The following is a 15,436-nucleotide window of genomic DNA, read 5'->3' as shown; positions in this document are numbered from 1 at the left end:
GCGCCTATTCTGCGGTGTCCGCGGCCGGGGCGTCGGCCGGCAGCACCGCGTCGCGGAGGGGCGACGTCGTGTCCGACCAGTACGGCGGGGCGATGACCGTGAGTCCGCCGTCGACCGAGAGCACCTGCCCGGTGATGTACCCGGCCTTGTCCGACAGCAGGAAGTCGACGGCGTCGGCCATGTCGTCGGCCGTCCCGGGGCGCTGCAGCGGGAGCTTCTCGAGCACCGTGTCCATCGGCGCCTGGCCGGGGACCTTCGTGTAGAAGTACTCGAGCGAGTCGGTGTCGATGAGGCCGCCGTTCACCGCGTTGACGGTGATCTGACGCGGACCGAACTCCACCGCCATGTACTTCATGTAGGCCTCGCTCATCGCCTTGGCGGCACCGAGTGCGGCGTAGGTCGGGAACGCCCGGAGTGATCCGTACGAGGTCACGACGACGATGCGGCCACCGCGGTCCATGAGTTCCGCGGCGCGCTGGGCGCCGAGCACGAACGAGCGGGCGTTCGTGGCGTAGCTGCGGTCGAGGTGGTGCAGCTTGAGGTCGGCGACGGGCTTGAACGCGCTGGCGGCGGCGTTCGCGACGAACATGTCGAGGCGCCCGTAGGTGTCGCGCACCAGGTCGAACAGGGCGTCGATCGACTCCGGCTGCTCGATGTCGACCTGCGCGGTGATGCCGTCGCCGCCCGCGGCCTTGACGTCAGCCAGCGACTCCTCGGCCAGGTCGGCGTTGCCCTTGTACGTCACCACGACGGTGACGCCGCGCCTGCCGAGCTTCTGTGCGAGCAGGCGGCCGATGCCGCGCGAAGCGCCCGTGATCAGTGCGATGGGTGCGTTGGTGGAGTCGGTCACTGGTGTCCTCTGCTGACGTGGTTGCGGACGGACTGGAGGCGCGGGGCGGGCCCGCCACGGGCCTCCGGTCCGGTGGTTGGTGACGGTCTAGAACCCGGCCTGGCCGGTGACGACGGCGCGGCCGACGATCAGCTTCTGGATCTCGTTGGTGCCCTCTTCGAAGCGCTGCGCGCGTGCGTCGCGGTAGACGCGCTCGATGGCGTTGCGCTTCCAGTAGCCCTGCCCGCCGTGCACCTGCAGGGCCTTGTCGGTGACGCGCGCGAGCATGTCGACGGCGACCATCTTCGAGGCGCTGGACAGCGTGCCGGCGTCGGGGCGGTCTGCTTCGTAGGCGCGGGCGGCCTCGAGCACCAGGGCGCGGGCGGCGGCGATGTCGGCGTAGTTCTCGGCCAGGTAGAACTGGATCGCCTGGCGGCTGGAGAGCCGCTTGCCGAACGTCTCGCGCTTGTTGGCGTACTCGACGGCGAGCTCGTTCGCCCGCTCGGCGAGCCCGACGGCGCTCATCGCGACGGACACCCGGCTCGGCAGCAGGAAGCCGCCGAGCGCGACCTCGAGGCCCTGGCCTTCCGCGCCGAGGCGGGCGCTGGCGGGGATCGGGGTGTCGGTGAACCGCAGGATCGCGTGGTCGGTGCCGCGGATGCCCATCGTGTCGGAGTCGTCGATCACCTCGGCACCCGGCAACCCGCTGTTCGGCATGAGGAACGCGACCGTGCCGTCCTGGCCGGTGGTGCCCTCCAGCCGAGCGGCGATGAGCCAGTGGTCGGCCTGCACGCCGAAGGTGATGAGGTGCTTCTCACCGTTCATCACGTAGGTGTCGCCCTCACGCCGGACCGTCGTGCGGATGTCCGCTCCGGTGCCCGCGGTGGCCTCGGTCAGGGTGAACGCGACGAGCGTGTCGCCGGCGACGCTCGGCTTGACGACCTGCTCGATCTGCTCCGGCGTCGCGTAGGGGGCCATCGCGCGCCAGGTGCCGTTGATGACGTGCACGAGCATGCGGATGGAGGCGTGCGAGCGGGAGATGACCTCCATGATCTCGAGGTACCGCGAGAAGGGGATCGCCCGTCCGCCGAGCTCCGTCGGGGCTGCGAGGCTGAGCCACCCGCGCTCCTTGAGCTCCTGGAACAGCTCCGGGGCGACCCGGCCGGTGCGTTCGATCTCGTCCGCCCACTCCTCGCCGGGGCCTCGGACCCACTCGGTGACCTCGGTCTTGAGCTGCTGGAAGGCGGCTTCGTCGAAGCCGGTGCTCGTCTGCTCGACGATCGTCATCGTGTCTCGTTCTCCTTCGTCGCGACGAGCGCGGCCGCCTGCTCGCGCAGGACGTTCTTCTGGACCTTGCCGACCGCGTTGCGCGGCAGCTCGGTGGTGTACTCGAGTCGTTCCGGCCAGTAGTACTTGCTCACGCCGGCCGTGTCGAGGTACTGCTGCATCCCGGCGAAGTCGAGCGGCTCGTCCGCGCGGGCGTTCACGACCCAGGCGCACGCACGTTCACCGAGCCGTTCGTCCGGCATCGCCACGATCGCGACGTCCGTGACCAGCGGGTGCTGGTACAGCAGGTTCTCGATCTCGACGACGGGGATCTTCTCGCCGCCGCGGTTGATGACGTCCTTCACGCGTCCGGTGATCGACAGGAAGCCCTTCTCGTCGACCTTCGCCAGGTCGCCGGTGCGGTACCAGCCGTCCGCGGTGAACACGTCGTCGGTCAGGTCCGGACGGTCGAGGTAGCCGGCGAACATCGTGGGCGAGTGCAGCTCGAAGTTGCCCTCGGTCCCGGCGGGCAGCTCGATCCCCGCGTCGTCGACGATGCGGATGGCGATGCCCGGCAGTGCCCGGCCGTCGTGGCCGTACGCGTCGGCGGGGTCGTCGCCCGGGCTGGACAGGGCGCCGAGACACGTCTCGCTCGTCCCGAAGGCGCCGAGGATGGCGCTGCCGAGCACCGTGCTCGCCCGCTGGGCCAGTGCGCGGGGCACCGCGGCCCCCGTCGGCACGAAGATCCGGAGCGACTCGGGCCGCGGAGCGCCGGCCTCGACCAGGTCGACGAGGTCGGTCAGGAACGGCGTCGCGCACTGCACGAAGGACGCCCGGGCGACGCCGAACGCCTGCTCGAGTGCGACCCGGCCGTCCCACACCGGCTGGATGACCTGCGGCGCACCGAGCCGGAACGCCAGCAGCATGCCGTACAGGAACCCGGTCTGGTGGGCGAGCGGCGAGGGGATGTAGATGCGGTCGGCGCCGGTCAGACCGGACTGCGCCACGTGCATGGCGGTCGCGAGCCCGAGCGTCCGGTGAGGGTGCTGCACGCCCTTCGGCTCCCCCGTGGTGCCGGAGGTGAAGAGCAGCTGGCAGACGTCGTCCGGACCGGGAGCGTGCGACGCGATCTCGTCGACGTCGACGTGCACGGCGGCGAGGGCGTTCTCGAAGTAGCGCCAGTGCCAGTCGCTCGCCACGACCCGCTCCAGGGCATCGGCGGGCAGCGGCGGCTGGTTCGTCGGGGTGTCCCCCTGCCCGCGGGCCTCGGCGCGGAGCACGATGACGTGCTCGAGCGACAGGCGGCGGTCCTGCGCGGCGGCCTCGTCGATGACTTCGAGGAGTTCGAGCGCGGGACGGCGCTTCCGGAACACGTTCGGCAGGAAGACCACGCGGGCCTTCGAACGCGCGAGCGTCATGGTGGTCTCGCGTGGACCGAACACCGGCATGATCGGGGTCGCGACGGCGCCGATCTGGATCGTACCGAGGGTGATCGAGACGAACTCGCGCCAGTTCGGCAGCTGCATCGCGACGGATTCGCCGGTGCGCACGCCGAGTTCGAGCAGCAGGGCGGAGACCCGGTCGGCCTCGTCCTGCAGCTCCTTCCACGTGGTGTTCACGGGCGTCGCACCGCCGACCTCGATCACCGCGAGGCCGTCGGGGTCGGTCTGCGACAGGGCACGGACCCGCTCGCTCAGGACGAGGGGGTCGGCGTCGACGCCGGCGAGCTCGGGCACAGCGACGGGGGGCTGCGGGGCGGGGGATTGCGGAGCGGCGGGCTGCGGGACGGCGGGCTGCGCGACCGGCTGGTCGGTGGGCTCGGGCACCGCCGACGTGTCGAGGTCACCGGCAGCCGCGCTGACCAGGGGCGTGCCCAGGTGCGTGCGGACCCCGTCGGCCTCGGCGGCGTCGATCCGGTCGTCCCGCGCCACCTGCGCTGCGAGCCGGTCACCGACGGACATGTCGAGCCCGACGGAGTTCATCGCTTCGAGGAACGTCGGGTAGGAGATCCGGTAGGCACGCGGGTAGGTCAGGCCGGACACCCCGTCGGCACCCGACGCAGCGACCGCGAGGGACATCAGCACGCGGTGGTCGTTGAACGAGGACATCGGCGCACCGTGCAACCCGGCTGCACCGACGCCGGTGACCCGCAGCTCGTCCGCACCCTGCTCGGCACGGCCGCCCATCCGGTTGAGCTGGAGCATCGCCGCGACGCGGTCGGACTCCTTCAGCCGGATGTGCGCCACGTTCCACAGCCGGCTGGTGCCCTCGGCGAAGGTGGCCATCGTCGACAGCACGGGCAGCAGGTCCGGGATCGGACGGCAGTCGACGTCGAGCGGCCGGAGCGGTGACCCGTCGTGCTCGATCCGGACGAAGCCGGTCTCCTCGTCGATCCGCATCGGCACGCCCATCGCGGTGGCGAGGTCGAGGAACTCGCTCTCCGGGTGGTCCGTCTCGGCCGTCGTCGTGGCCGTCATGCCGCGCAGCAGCACGTTCGACTCGCGGGTGCCGGCCGCCGCGATGCCGAACGCAGCGGAGCCGATGTCGGGCGGGATGACGTAGTCGTGCGGGGTAGCCTGCTGGCCCGCCGGGATCCGGTACTCGAGCCAGTCGTCGGAGACCTCCACCGTCAGGCCGAACTGCCGCATCATCCGCACGGTGAGCTCGACGTAGGGCTGCTCGTTGAGCCGTCCGCCGGTGATGTGGATCCGGGTCTCGTGCTCGGCGAACGGTGCCACCAGCAGCAGCCCGGACACCCACTGCGACAGCGTGCCGGCGATCGTCACGTCACCGCCGCGCGGGCGCCTCGGCTGCACGGTGACGGGCGGGCAGTCGTTCGTCGCCTCGAGCTCCACACCCATCTGCGTCAGCGAGGTGAGCAGCGCCTTGATCGGTCGGCGCTGGAAGTACTTCATGCCGGACAGGGTCATCGGGCGGTCGGCCAGCGAGGCGAGCCCGGTCATGAAGTAGAGCGTGGTGCCCGAGGACCCCATGTTGAGCAGGCCGTCGGCACCCCGCGAGCCGTGGTCCACCACGTCGGTCGCCTCGTACCGGCCGCCCAGTCCGGTCACGTGGTACGCGTTCCCACGACGCTTGACGTCCACCCCGAGCGCGCGGAGCGTGCCCACGGTCCACTCCACCTGTCGCGTCGCGCTCACCCCGGAGACGACACTCGTCCCCTTCGCGAGCGACGCGAGCACCAGCGCACGGTGCGCGTGGTACTTCGAGACCGGGATGTCGAGTTCTCCGACGAGCGGGGCGTTCGTCCCGCGGACCACCAACTGCATGCGTACCTCTTCCCTGTAGGAACATTTCAACGGTACGCCCGGTGTGGAACTAATTGCGGAAGGATCCGCACGATCGGGACAGTGCTTCGTTGTGCGTGTCCGACAAGGACCCGGGCAGGATGGACGGCATGGACATCCGCTTCACCGAGTCCCGCCCGTCGACCATCGGCGTCGAGTGGGAACTCCCCCTGGTCGACCGGGCGACCGGCGACCTCGCTCCCCGTGCCCCCGCCGTCATCGCCGCCGTGCACGAGCGGCTCGGTGACCACGACCGCGTCACCGAGGAACTCCTGACGAACACGGTCGAGGTCGTCTCGAGCGTCCACGACCGCGTGGGGGCTGCGGCGAGCGAGCTGTCCGGCATCATCGGCGAGGTCATCGACGCCGCCGAGCCGCTCGACGCCCAGGTGATGTGCTCCGGCACGCACCCGTTCGCGGTGTGGGACCAGCAGGAGATCACCCCGGACAGCGAGCACTACACGACCCTCATCGACCGCACCCGCTGGTGGGGACGCCAGATGCTCATCTGGGGCGTGCACGTGCACGTCGGCATCGACGACCGCGACAAGGCCGTGCCGATCATGAACGCGATGCTCGCCTACGTCCCGCACCTGCAGGCGTTCACCGCGTCGAGCCCGTTCTGGGGCGGCACCGACACCGGGTACGCCTCGAACCGCGCACTCATGTTCCAGCAGCTCCCGACCGGCGGGCTCCCGCCGCAGCTCGGCGCCTGGGCGAACTTCGAAGAGGTCGTCGGCGACCTCACGCACACCGGCGTCATCGACGGGGTGAAGGACCTGCGGTGGGACATCCGACCGTCGCCGGGCTGGGGCACCCTGGAGAACCGGGTGTCCGACGGCATCTCGACCCTGCACGAGGTCGGCGCCGTCACCGCGCTCGTGCAGTGCCTGGTGACCGCCTGCTCGGACCGGCTCGACGCCGGTGAGACCCTGCCCACGATGCAGCCCTGGTTCATCCGCGAGAACAAGTGGCGCGCGGCCCGCTACGGCATGGAGGCCGAGATCATCACGAACGTCGCCGGCGACGAGCGGCTCGTGACCGACGAGGTGCACGACCTGGTGCAGCGGCTCGACCCGATCGCCGAGCGGCTCGGCTGCCAGGACGAACTGCACCACCTCGACACCATGATCGAGCGCGGCGCCTCGTACCAGCGGCAGCTGCAGGTCGCGCGGGAGAACGGTGGCGACCTGCGCGAGGTCGTCCGCCACCTGGTCAGCGAGTTCCGCGACGCGCTCTAGCCTCGACCAGACGACGGACGGGAGGCCCGGTGCCAGCTGGCACCGGGCCTCCCGTCCGTCAGGTGGTCGCGACTAGCGACCCAGGAACTTCTGCAGGCTCGCGAGCTCTTCCTCGGTCGGTGCCTTGCCGCCCTTGGCGCCCCCGAGTCCGAGGCCGGACCCCTGCGGGGCCTGCTGCGGCGCAGCCGCCGCGCCGGCGGCCAAGGCCGCGCGCTTGGCGGGGTTGCCCACCTTCGACTTCTTCTTGCCGCCCTGCTGCTGCTTCTTGCCGCCGTGCATGCCCGGGATCGGACCCATGCCCGGCATCTGCGGCACGCCACCGCGGGCGACGGTCTTCATCATCTTGGCGGCCTGCTCGAAGCGGTTCACCAGCGCGTTGACCTCGGTGACGGTCGATCCGGCACCGCGCGCGATGCGCAGACGACGCGAACCGTTCAGGAGCTTCGGGAGCTCGCGCTCCTGGGGCGTCATCGACTGGATGATCGCCTCGGTGCGGACGATCTCGCGCTCGTCGAAGTTGTCGAGCGCCTCGCGCATGCCCTTCGCTCCGGGGAGCATGCCGAGCATGCCCTTGATGGAGCCGGCCTTGCGGAGCTGCTGCATCTGCTGCAGGAAGTCGTTCAGCGTGAAGTTGTCGGTCGCGATCTTGTCGGCGACCTTGCGCGCCTCTTCCTCGTCGAAGGCGCCCTGCGCCTGCTCGATGAGGGACAGGATGTCGCCGAGGTCGAGGATGCGGCTCGCCATACGGTCCGGGTGGAACGGCTCGAAGTCGTCGAGCGACTCACCCGTCGACGCGAACATGATCGGGCGGCCGGTCACACTGGCCACCGACAGGGCGGCACCACCGCGGGCGTCACCGTCGAGCTTCGAGAGCACGACGCCGGTGAAGTCGACGCCTTCCTGGAAGGCGCGGGCCGTGTTGACGGCGTCCTGACCGATCATCGCGTCGATGACGAAGAGGACCTCGTCCGGGTCGACGGCCTTGCGGATGTTCGCGGCCTGCTTCATCAGCTCGGCGTCGACACCGAGCCGACCGGCGGTGTCGACGATGACGGTGTCGTACTGCTGGTCGATCGCGGCCTTGACGGCGTTCTTGGCGACCTTGACCGGGTCGCCGACACCGTTGCCGGGCTCGGGCGCGAAGACGTGCACGCCGGCCTGCTCGCCGACGACCTGCAGCTGCTGCACGGCGTTCGGACGCTGCAGGTCCGCCGCGACCAGCATCGGGGTGTGGCCGTCCTTCTTGAGCCACTTGCCGAGCTTGCCCGCGAGAGTGGTCTTACCGGCACCCTGCAGACCCGCGAGCATGATGACCGTCGGCGGCTTCTTCGCGAACTCGAGCCGTCGCTGCTGCCCGCCCAGGATGCCGACGAGTTCCTCGTTGACGATCTGGACGACCTGCTGCGCCGGGTTGAGCGCGCGGTTGACCTCGTCGGAGAGGGCACGCTCGCGCACCGATGCGGTGAACGCCTTGACGACCTCGAGCGCGACGTCGGCGTCGAGGAGCGCCCGCCGGATCTCGCGGACGGTGCCGTCGACGTCGGACGGAGTCAGCCGACCCTTGCTCCGCAGATTGCGGAAGGTCTCGGTCAGCCGATCGGAGAGTGAACCGAATTGCGCCATGATCCGTCGATTCTACCGGTAGACGAGCAGATCACCTGATCCGGCGTCCAGCGCTCGGTATCGTCGAGGCATGCGCGCCGTCCCCGAGGAGCTCGACCCCGCGGTGGTCGCCGAGATCGACGGGCGCCTCGCGCGTCTGCAGACCGAGCTCGGCGTGACGATCCCCTGGGCGATCGAGAGCGGCAGCCGCGCCTGGGGCTTCCCGTCCCCCGACAGCGACTACGACTGCCGGTTCCTGTACGTGCGACGGCCGGACGACTACCTGTCGCTCTGGCCCAGCCGTGACGTCATCGAGACGCCGCTGGACAAGGTCTTCGACGTCAGCGGGTGGGACCTCGCCAAGACGGTCCGCCTGGCCGTGAACGGGAATGCGACGGTCGGCGAGTGGCTGCGGTCACCGATCGTGTACTCGGGCGACGAGGGCTTCCGCGACCGCCTGCTGGCGTTCGTGGCGAGCGTCGCCGACCGCGGGCGCATCGGCCGGCACTACCTGCACGTCGCCGATCGGCAGTACGAGCGCGAGGTCACGCTGAAGCGCTTCTTCTACGTGCTCCGCACCGCGGCCTCGCTCCGCTGGCTGCGGGAGCACCCGGAGAGCGCCACGCCCCCCATGGACCTGCCGACGCTGCTCGCCGAGTCGACGGTCGACCGCGCGGTGGCCGACGCCACGACGGATCTCATCGCGGTGAAGGCGCGGACGCGCGAGGTCGGCACCGGCACCCCACCCGGTGTCCTCGTCCGGTTCGTCGACGCGGAACTCGACCTGGCACGGTCCTTCGACGACCTGCCGCCCGAGAACTCCTCTGCCGACGCGCACGACCGAGCGGACGCGTACTTCCTCGGCGAGCTCGACCGGCTGCGCTGACGAGGACCCACGGGGCGGTCGGCACAGAGCAGGAGGGCTCAGCGGACCACGACCCCCTCGGCGAGCTCGACCGGGGCCGTCAGCCCGACGTCGAGGACCACCGGTGCCGTCGACGGAAGTCGGTCGCCCGTCGGGAACCACCGCCGCTCCGGCGACACCAGGATGACGAGACCGTCGACGTCACCGACCGCGGCGAAGCCCTCGCCGGGCGGGTTGGCGTAGGGCTCGAGCCCGGCGTGGCGCAGGGTCTCGACGGCACCGAGGACGTCCGGGACGGGGATGCCGACCTCGCTGACCGAGACGAGCGGAACGGCGCCGGCGTGTGCCGGTGCGAGTGCGGCGCTCGCGGACCTGGTCGCGACGAGTTCGCGGCGCTCGATCAGCTCGAGCAGCTGCTGATCCGGACCCTCGAAGTACACCGATCGCGAGTTCCAGTTCGGCGGGCCGTCGAACTGGTCTCGGCCGGCGGCGTCGACCAGCACGATCGCGATCTCGGCGACCCACGCTGCAGCCGCGTCGAACGTGCCCGTCGGGATCGTGATCGCCAGGTGGAGCGCGCCGGTCATCCCCGGGAGCTCGCGGAACACGAGTTGTGTGGACCCGACGGCGACCTCGACCGCCCCGTCGACGAGCTCGACCGAGCAGCCGAGCCGTTCGTAGAAGCGAGCGGTGCCGTCGAGGGAACGGGTGGCGAGCTGAACCTGGCGGATATCCATGCGCCCATTGGAGCAGCTCAACCGATGTTGCGGTCAAGCACCGGGTTGATGAGCCAGGAACTGTCGTCCGCCCGCCATCAGGACTGCCACACCTCAGTGCGAGACCGCACGGCGAGGCGTGCGACGCAGCGCGACGACCGTGAGCGAGACGAGCACGAGCGTTGCGGACCCGATGACCATGATCACCGCGTCCGTGCGTTCGTTCGCGAACCACCGGAGGGCGATCGCCCCCGCGGCGCCCCAAGGGATCCAGGCGATGGAGAGCGAGGCCGCCAACTCCTGGCGCCGCTGCACGAGCAGCACGACCACGAGGATCGCAAGCAGGGCGCCGGCGGCCGCGAGCATCCAGGCGGGGGCCACAACGGTCCACATCGCACTGTCGGTCACTGTGGTCAGATGGAACGGGCGCCCGCTCGACGGGAACAGGACCGCGTAGGAGGCCAGGCCACCCCCGACGACCGCGAGTCCCCAGAGGAACGCGCCGCGGTGACGCGGATCGCCGCAGTTCGCGAGCAGGATCAGCAGCAGGGTCACACCGGTGGTCGTGGAGTGCGGGCCGTTCCAGGACTCGTCGGACCGCCCGAGCAGCCAGGCCGCTGCGGCACCGAGCACTGCGAGGACGGCCAAGAGGTATACGCCCCACCGCGACCGCACGGCCGCGGCGAGCGCCATCAGGGCGAGCGGGACGACGACGAGGATCCCGGCGTTCCAGAACGGCCCGAACGTGCGCAAGTCACCGGGGGTCTGCAGTGGGCGCGCGTCCCAGGGTCCCCACACCACGAAGACGCCGTATACGAGGGCGAACCCGAGGGCCGACCCAGCCCCGATCGACGCGGCGATCCCCCGGACCGCGGAGGGCACGACGGAGTCCGCCCAGGCGCGGAGGCCGTGCAGGCGGAGACCGACCACCTCGCCCCTCGCCGGTCGGGTGCGTCCGTGGGCGTCCGCGACGTCGAGCAGTGTCCCGAGCATCGCGACACCGTGCTCTCGTCGCCACCTCGGCGGGTACCACCGGATCGCAGCGCGGTACTCCTCCTCCAGCCTCGTGGTCGTCACGACGCTCCCCCCATCTGGATCGTCCCCGGTCGCCACGTCGACAGTCGCGCTCGCGCCACGGTGGCGTTCGCCTCCAGGCGCCGCACCTCAGCGGCGAGCGCCCGAGCGCCGTCCTCGGTCAGCTCGAAGTAGCGGCGCAGGCGCCCGTCCACGACCTCCTCGCCCGCCGTGCGGACGAGCTCCTGGTCGAGCAAGCGGTCGAGCACCGCGTACAGCGTGCCGACCTTCAGCTGCACCCGCGCGCCCGACAGCTCGGATGCCTCGCCGATCAACGCGTACCCGTGCTTCCGTCCGCCGACGAGCGCGGTCAGGACGAGCATCGTCGGCTCGCGCATCTCCGTGGTACTCATGCGGAAAGGATACTCATACAATCAGATTATGCAAGCGGCGACCGCGAAAACGGGTTGATGTACGGAGTCCAGAAACTGTCGTACGCTGGCGCCCATGCCGGAACTCGAGATCGTCCGGGTGCCCGGGCTGCTCGACTACAACGAGGGCCTCGCACTGCAGCAGCGCCTGAAGGCTGACGTCGTCGCCGCGCGCTCCCCTGGCGCGGTCGTTCTGTGCGAGCACCCGTCCGTGTACACCGCAGGTCGTCGGACGCGGCCGAGCGACCTGCCGACGGACGGCTCCCCCGTGGTCGAGGTCGACCGCGGCGGGCGCATCACGTGGCACGGCCCCGGACAGCTCGTCGCCTACCCCATCCTGCGGCTCGCCGAGCCCCTCGACGTCGTCGCCTGGGTGCGTGACCTCGAGCAGGTCATCATCGACGCCGCCGCCGCGGTCGGCATCACGGCGGAGCGCATCGACGGTCGCAGCGGCGCGTGGGTGCCGACCTCGCCGCCGGCGAAGGTCGGCGCGATCGGGCTGCACGTCGCCGAGGGCGTCACGAGCCACGGGATCGCGATCAACTGCGAGAACGACCTCGAGGCCTACGCGACGATCGTGCCATGTGGGATCGCGGACGCGGGCGTCACCACGCTCTCGCGGGCCGCAGGACACCGGGTCGCCGCCGACGAGGTCGCCGACCGCGTCGCTGCCCGGGTGCAGGCGGCGTTCGACGGCATGCACACCGGCAACCGGATCGCACGACAGGAGACCCTCGTATGACCCTCGCCCCCGAAGGCCGCCGCATGCTCCGGGTCGAGGCCCGGAACGCCGAGACCCCGATCGAGACGAAGCCCGCGTGGATCAAGACCCGTGCCACGCAGGGCCCCGAGTTCCGCGAGCTGTCGAGCCTGGTGCGGGACAAGCAGCTGCACACCGTCTGCCAGGAGGCCGGCTGCCCGAACATCTTCGAGTGCTGGGAGGACCGCGAGGCCACCTTCCTCATCGGCGGCTCGCAGTGCACCCGTCGCTGCGACTTCTGCCAGATCGACACCGGCAAGCCGGAACCGCTCGACCGCGACGAGCCCCGCCGCGTCGCCGACTCGGTCGTGTCGATGGGCCTGAAGTACGCGACGGTGACCGGCGTCGCCCGCGACGACCTGCCAGACGGCGGCTCCTGGCTCTACGCCGAGACCATCCGCCAGATCCACGAGCACTCCCCCGGCACCGGCGTCGAGATCCTGGTGCCGGACTTCAACGGCCGCCCGGACCAGCTCGGCCAGGTCTTCGACGCCCGCCCGGAGGTCTTCGCCCACAACGTCGAGACGGTGCCGCGGATCTTCAAGCGGATCCGGCCGGCCTTCACGTTCGAACGGTCCCTCGACGTCATCGCCCAGGGCCGCGACGCCGGACTGGTCACGAAGTCGAACCTGATCCTCGGCATGGGCGAAGAGCGCATCGAGATCGAGGACGCCCTGCAGCGCCTGCACGACGCGGGCACGGACATCATCACGCTGACGCAGTACCTCCGCCCGTCGCCCCGGCACCTGCCGGTCGCGCGCTGGGTCAAGCCGGAGGAGTTCGTCGAGCTCCGCCAGGTCGCCGAGCAGATGGGCTTCGCCGGAGTGCTGGCCGGACCGCTGGTCCGGTCGTCGTACCGGGCGGGCCGGCTCTGGGCGCGGGCGACGGAGGCCCGCGGCGGCTCGGTTCCCGAGCACCTGGCCCACCTGCTCGACGCGACCCCTGGTCGCCAGGCCGTCTGACGCTCCGGACGACGCCCGGACGGATGGGAGGCGCGGTGCCAGCTGGCACCGCGCCTCCTGTCCGTCAGGCGCTGACGACTACTTCGCGTCGGCCTCGACCGACTCCTTCGGCTCACCCGACGGGGTGAGCCCGCGCTCCTGGCGGCGCTTCGAGACCACGAGCGAGGCGATGGTCGCGACCGTGATCGTCAGCGCGATGAAGCCGAGCGAGAACCAGATCGGGATCTCCGGCGCCCACTCGATGTGCTCGCCACCGTTGATGAAGGGCAGCTCGTTGACGTGCATGGCGTGGAAGACGAGCTTCACACCGATGAACGCCAGGATGACGGCCAGGCCCTGGCCCAGGTAGATGAGCCGCTCGAGCAGCCCGGCGATCAGGAAGTACAGCTGCCGGAGCCCGAGCAACGAGAACGCGTTCGCGGTGAACACGATGAAGGCGTCCTGCGTCAGCCCGAAGATCGCGGGGATCGAGTCGAGGGCGAACAGCACGTCGGTCAGGCCGATGGCGACCATGACGAGCAGCATCGGGGTGAACAGGCGCTTGCCGTCGACACGGGTGGTCAGGCGGTCACCGTCGTAGTGGTTCGACGTCGGGATGAAGCGCTTGAGGATCCGGATGAGTCGCGAATCGCCCTCGCTGCCGTGGTCGTTGCCGCTGCGGGCCTGCGACCAGGCGAGCCAGAACAGCAGCGCGCCGAACAGGTAGAAGACCCACGAGAAGTTCTCGATGATCGTGACGCCGAGGGCGATGAAGACGCCGCGGGCGACGAGCGCGATCGCGACGCCGACCAGCAGGACCTTCTGCTGGAACTCCTTCGGCACGGCGAAGCTCGACATGATGATGAGGAAGACGAAGAGGTTGTCGACCGACAACGCCTTCTCGGTCAGCCAGCCGGCGAAGTACTCACCACCGGCCTGCCCGCCGCCGAACACCAGGATCCCGATGCCGAACAGGATCGCCAGCCCGATGTAGAAGGCCGACCAGAACGCGGATTCGCGGATGTGTGGCACATGCGGCGTGCGGACGTGCGAGTAGAAGTCGAACACCAGCAGTGCGACGATGCCGGCGATCGTGATGAGCCAGACGAAGAGTGGGACGTCCACGGTTTCCTTCAGGTAGGGCGCGCCGCTGCTGTGCGGGTACGCCGAGGCCTGAAGGTCTCTTCCGTCGCACGGCACCGGAATCGGTGTCGCACGACCGGCGCCCCGGGGCCGGATCGTTCCGGACCGTACTGACGGGGTCACCGAGAGGGAATACTCCCCTTCGTGATCCCGAGCATACCGGGCACAGCGGACATGTGCCGCGCTCTAAGCTGGGAGCATGGCGAGTTCTTGGTCACTGTCCACACGGCTGCGCGGCCTCTTCCAGCGCAAGACGATCGACGAGACCACGTGGGAGGACCTCGAGACCGCCCTCATCGGCGCCGATTTCGGTCCGGACATCTCCGAGGAGATCATCGACGACCTGCACGCCCGCGTCGACCGGTACGGCACGACCGACCCCGCCGACCTGCAGCGCATGCTCCGCGAGGTCCTCGAGGAACGGCTCTCCAAGCTCGACACCACCCTGAAGCTCAGCGCGCGGCCTGCCGTGGTGCTCGTCGTCGGGGTGAACGGCGTCGGCAAGACCACGACGATCGGCAAGTTCGCCAAGTTCCTGAAGACCTACGACCGCACGGTGCTCGTCGGGGCGGCGGACACGTTCCGCGCCGCGGCGGTCGAGCAGGTCGCCACGTGGGCCCAGCGCGCCGGGGTCGACGTCGTCCGGCCGTCGCAGCCCGGGCAGGACCCGGCGTCGGTGGCGTACCAGACCGTCGAGAAGGCGATCCGCGACCAGACCGAGATCGTCGTCATCGACACCGCCGGGCGGCTGCACACCAAGGCCGGCCTGATGGACGAGCTCACCAAGATCAAGCGCGTGGTCGAGAAGCAGACCGAGATCAGCGAGGTCCTGCTCGTCCTCGACGCGACGACGGGCCAGAACGGCCTCGCACAGGCCCAGGCCTTCATCGAGGGTGCCGGCGTGACCGGCCTCGTCATCACCAAGCTCGACGGCTCGGCCAAGGCCGGGTTCGTGCTGAGCGTGCAGGAGAAGACCGGCATCCCGATCAAGCTCATCGGACAGGGCGAGGGCATCAACGACCTCACGGGCTTCACGCCGCACGTGTTCGTGCAGAACCTCGTCGGCTGAGCGAACGCGTCGGCACGCCGAGGAGTAGCGTCCCTGACGGTCCGGGCATCTGCTCGGTCTCGTTCCAGGGATAGGAGACCCTCATGCCCGCACTGCTGATCATCGCGATCATCGTCGGCCTCGTCCTGCTCTTCAGCGGCATCTTCGTCGGTGCGCTGAAGTTCCTGCTCTGGGTGGGCATCGTGCTCATCCTGCTGGCGGTCATCGGCTGGCTGCTCCGGACGATCCGCGGTCGCGCGTAGCGACCCGGCGTC

Annotated in this window: 14 protein-coding genes; 6 read left to right on the top strand and 8 right to left on the bottom strand. The window is 70.1% G+C overall.

All coding sequences use genetic code 11. The features are described from left to right. Positions 1–4 precede the first annotated feature (4 nt). The 3 genes from H7A73_RS08500 to aroA all read right to left on the bottom strand — a co-directional run bounded on the left by H7A73_RS08500 (position 5) and on the right by aroA (position 5,382). Positions 5–850 (bottom strand): SDR family oxidoreductase, encoded by an 846-nt coding sequence (locus H7A73_RS08500; protein ID WP_182065603.1) that lies wholly within the window; start codon positions 848–850, stop codon positions 5–7. 87 nt (positions 851–937) lie between these two features. Further along, a complete protein-coding gene (locus tag H7A73_RS08495) occupies positions 938–2,116 on the bottom strand; it encodes an acyl-CoA dehydrogenase family protein (RefSeq protein ID WP_182065602.1) in 1,179 nt (392 codons plus the stop codon). After that, complete coding sequence (aroA, locus tag H7A73_RS08490) at positions 2,113–5,382, bottom strand: 3-phosphoshikimate 1-carboxyvinyltransferase (protein WP_182065601.1); 3,270 nt, start codon at positions 5,380–5,382, stop codon at positions 2,113–2,115. Before aroA ends, H7A73_RS08495 begins: the two co-directional genes overlap by 4 nt. A 119-nt stretch (positions 5,383–5,501) precedes the next feature. Here aroA and H7A73_RS08485 point away from each other — a divergent pair, with 119 nt between their 5' ends. Beyond that, positions 5,502–6,641 carry a glutamate--cysteine ligase gene (locus tag H7A73_RS08485; protein WP_182065635.1) on the top strand — a complete coding sequence of 380 codons (1,140 nt, stop codon included), beginning with the start codon at positions 5,502–5,504 and terminating at the stop codon, positions 6,639–6,641. Between the two features lie 72 nt (positions 6,642–6,713). On the opposite strand, the gene ffh is transcribed toward H7A73_RS08485, so the two are convergent. Next, the gene (gene ffh / locus H7A73_RS08480) at positions 6,714–8,264 is read right to left on the bottom strand and encodes a signal recognition particle protein (protein ID WP_182065600.1); all 1,551 of its coding nucleotides are present in this window, start codon (positions 8,262–8,264) and stop codon (positions 6,714–6,716) included. A gap of 70 nt (positions 8,265–8,334) precedes the next feature. Here ffh and H7A73_RS08475 point away from each other — a divergent pair, with 70 nt between their 5' ends. After that, entirely contained in the window at positions 8,335–9,129 is a 795-nt protein-coding gene (locus H7A73_RS08475; protein WP_182065599.1) for a DNA polymerase beta superfamily protein, read from the top strand. A gap of 38 nt (positions 9,130–9,167) precedes the next feature. On the opposite strand, the gene H7A73_RS08470 is transcribed toward H7A73_RS08475, so the two are convergent. From H7A73_RS08470 to H7A73_RS08460, 3 genes are all read right to left on the bottom strand, one after another. Continuing rightward, positions 9,168–9,845 (bottom strand): hypothetical protein, encoded by a 678-nt coding sequence (locus H7A73_RS08470; protein ID WP_182065598.1) that lies wholly within the window; start codon positions 9,843–9,845, stop codon positions 9,168–9,170. Positions 9,846–9,938: 93 nt separating this feature from the next. Further along, positions 9,939–10,817: a hypothetical protein gene (locus tag H7A73_RS08465; RefSeq protein WP_182065597.1), complete on the bottom strand. Its 879-nt coding sequence runs from the start codon at positions 10,815–10,817 to the stop codon at positions 9,939–9,941. A gap of 80 nt (positions 10,818–10,897) precedes the next feature. Next, a complete protein-coding gene (locus tag H7A73_RS08460) occupies positions 10,898–11,251 on the bottom strand; it encodes a PadR family transcriptional regulator (RefSeq protein ID WP_182065596.1) in 354 nt (117 codons plus the stop codon). A 94-nt stretch (positions 11,252–11,345) separates the two neighbouring features. Between H7A73_RS08460 and lipB the strand changes: the two genes are divergently transcribed. Together lipB and lipA are read left to right on the top strand one after the other, a co-directional pair. Then, the gene (gene lipB, locus H7A73_RS08455) at positions 11,346–12,011 is read left to right on the top strand and encodes a lipoyl(octanoyl) transferase LipB (RefSeq protein WP_182065595.1); all 666 of its coding nucleotides are present in this window, start codon (positions 11,346–11,348) and stop codon (positions 12,009–12,011) included. Then, a complete protein-coding gene (lipA, locus tag H7A73_RS08450) occupies positions 12,008–12,991 on the top strand; it encodes a lipoyl synthase (protein ID WP_182065594.1) in 984 nt (327 codons plus the stop codon). Before lipB ends, lipA begins: the two co-directional genes overlap by 4 nt. 78 nt (positions 12,992–13,069) lie before the next feature. Here lipA and H7A73_RS08445 read toward each other — a convergent pair whose 3' ends face one another. After that, positions 13,070–14,095 (bottom strand): TerC family protein, encoded by a 1,026-nt coding sequence (locus H7A73_RS08445; protein ID WP_182065593.1) that lies wholly within the window; start codon positions 14,093–14,095, stop codon positions 13,070–13,072. Between the two features lie 217 nt (positions 14,096–14,312). Here H7A73_RS08445 and ftsY point away from each other — a divergent pair, with 217 nt between their 5' ends. Next, positions 14,313–15,182 carry a signal recognition particle-docking protein FtsY gene (gene ftsY / locus H7A73_RS08440; protein ID WP_182065592.1) on the top strand — a complete coding sequence of 290 codons (870 nt, stop codon included), beginning with the start codon at positions 14,313–14,315 and terminating at the stop codon, positions 15,180–15,182. 83 nt (positions 15,183–15,265) lie between these two features. Further along, positions 15,266–15,424: a hypothetical protein gene (locus H7A73_RS08435; RefSeq protein WP_171907827.1), complete on the top strand. Its 159-nt coding sequence runs from the start codon at positions 15,266–15,268 to the stop codon at positions 15,422–15,424. Positions 15,425–15,436 lie beyond the last annotated feature (12 nt).

The sequence above is a fragment of the Curtobacterium sp. ME12 genome (assembly GCF_903970855.1).
In the GTDB taxonomy this organism is placed as follows: Bacteria; Actinomycetota; Actinomycetes; order Actinomycetales; family Microbacteriaceae; genus Curtobacterium; species Curtobacterium poinsettiae_A.
The sequence above is the reverse complement of the archived record's forward strand: the minus strand, read 5'-3'. Positions and strand labels throughout refer to the sequence as shown.

Coding starts and splice junctions, on each gene's coding strand:
- ftsY (WP_182065592.1), top strand. CDS start 14,313: ATGGCGAGTTCTTGGTCACTGTCCACACGGCTGCGCGGCCTCTTCCAG.
- H7A73_RS08495 (WP_182065602.1), bottom strand. CDS start 2,116: ATGACGATCGTCGAGCAGACGAGCACCGGCTTCGACGAAGCCGCCTTC.
- H7A73_RS08475 (WP_182065599.1), top strand. CDS start 8,335: ATGCGCGCCGTCCCCGAGGAGCTCGACCCCGCGGTGGTCGCCGAGATC.
- H7A73_RS08485 (WP_182065635.1), top strand. CDS start 5,502: ATGGACGGCATGGACATCCGCTTCACCGAGTCCCGCCCGTCGACCATC.
- ffh (WP_182065600.1), bottom strand. CDS start 8,264: ATGGCGCAATTCGGTTCACTCTCCGATCGGCTGACCGAGACCTTCCGC.
- H7A73_RS08435 (WP_171907827.1), top strand. CDS start 15,266: ATGCCCGCACTGCTGATCATCGCGATCATCGTCGGCCTCGTCCTGCTC.
- lipA (WP_182065594.1), top strand. CDS start 12,008: ATGACCCTCGCCCCCGAAGGCCGCCGCATGCTCCGGGTCGAGGCCCGG.
- H7A73_RS08460 (WP_182065596.1), bottom strand. CDS start 11,251: ATGAGTACCACGGAGATGCGCGAGCCGACGATGCTCGTCCTGACCGCG.
- lipB (WP_182065595.1), top strand. CDS start 11,346: ATGCCGGAACTCGAGATCGTCCGGGTGCCCGGGCTGCTCGACTACAAC.
- H7A73_RS08470 (WP_182065598.1), bottom strand. CDS start 9,845: ATGGATATCCGCCAGGTTCAGCTCGCCACCCGTTCCCTCGACGGCACC.
- H7A73_RS08465 (WP_182065597.1), bottom strand. CDS start 10,817: ATGCTCGGGACACTGCTCGACGTCGCGGACGCCCACGGACGCACCCGA.
- aroA (WP_182065601.1), bottom strand. CDS start 5,382: ATGCAGTTGGTGGTCCGCGGGACGAACGCCCCGCTCGTCGGAGAACTC.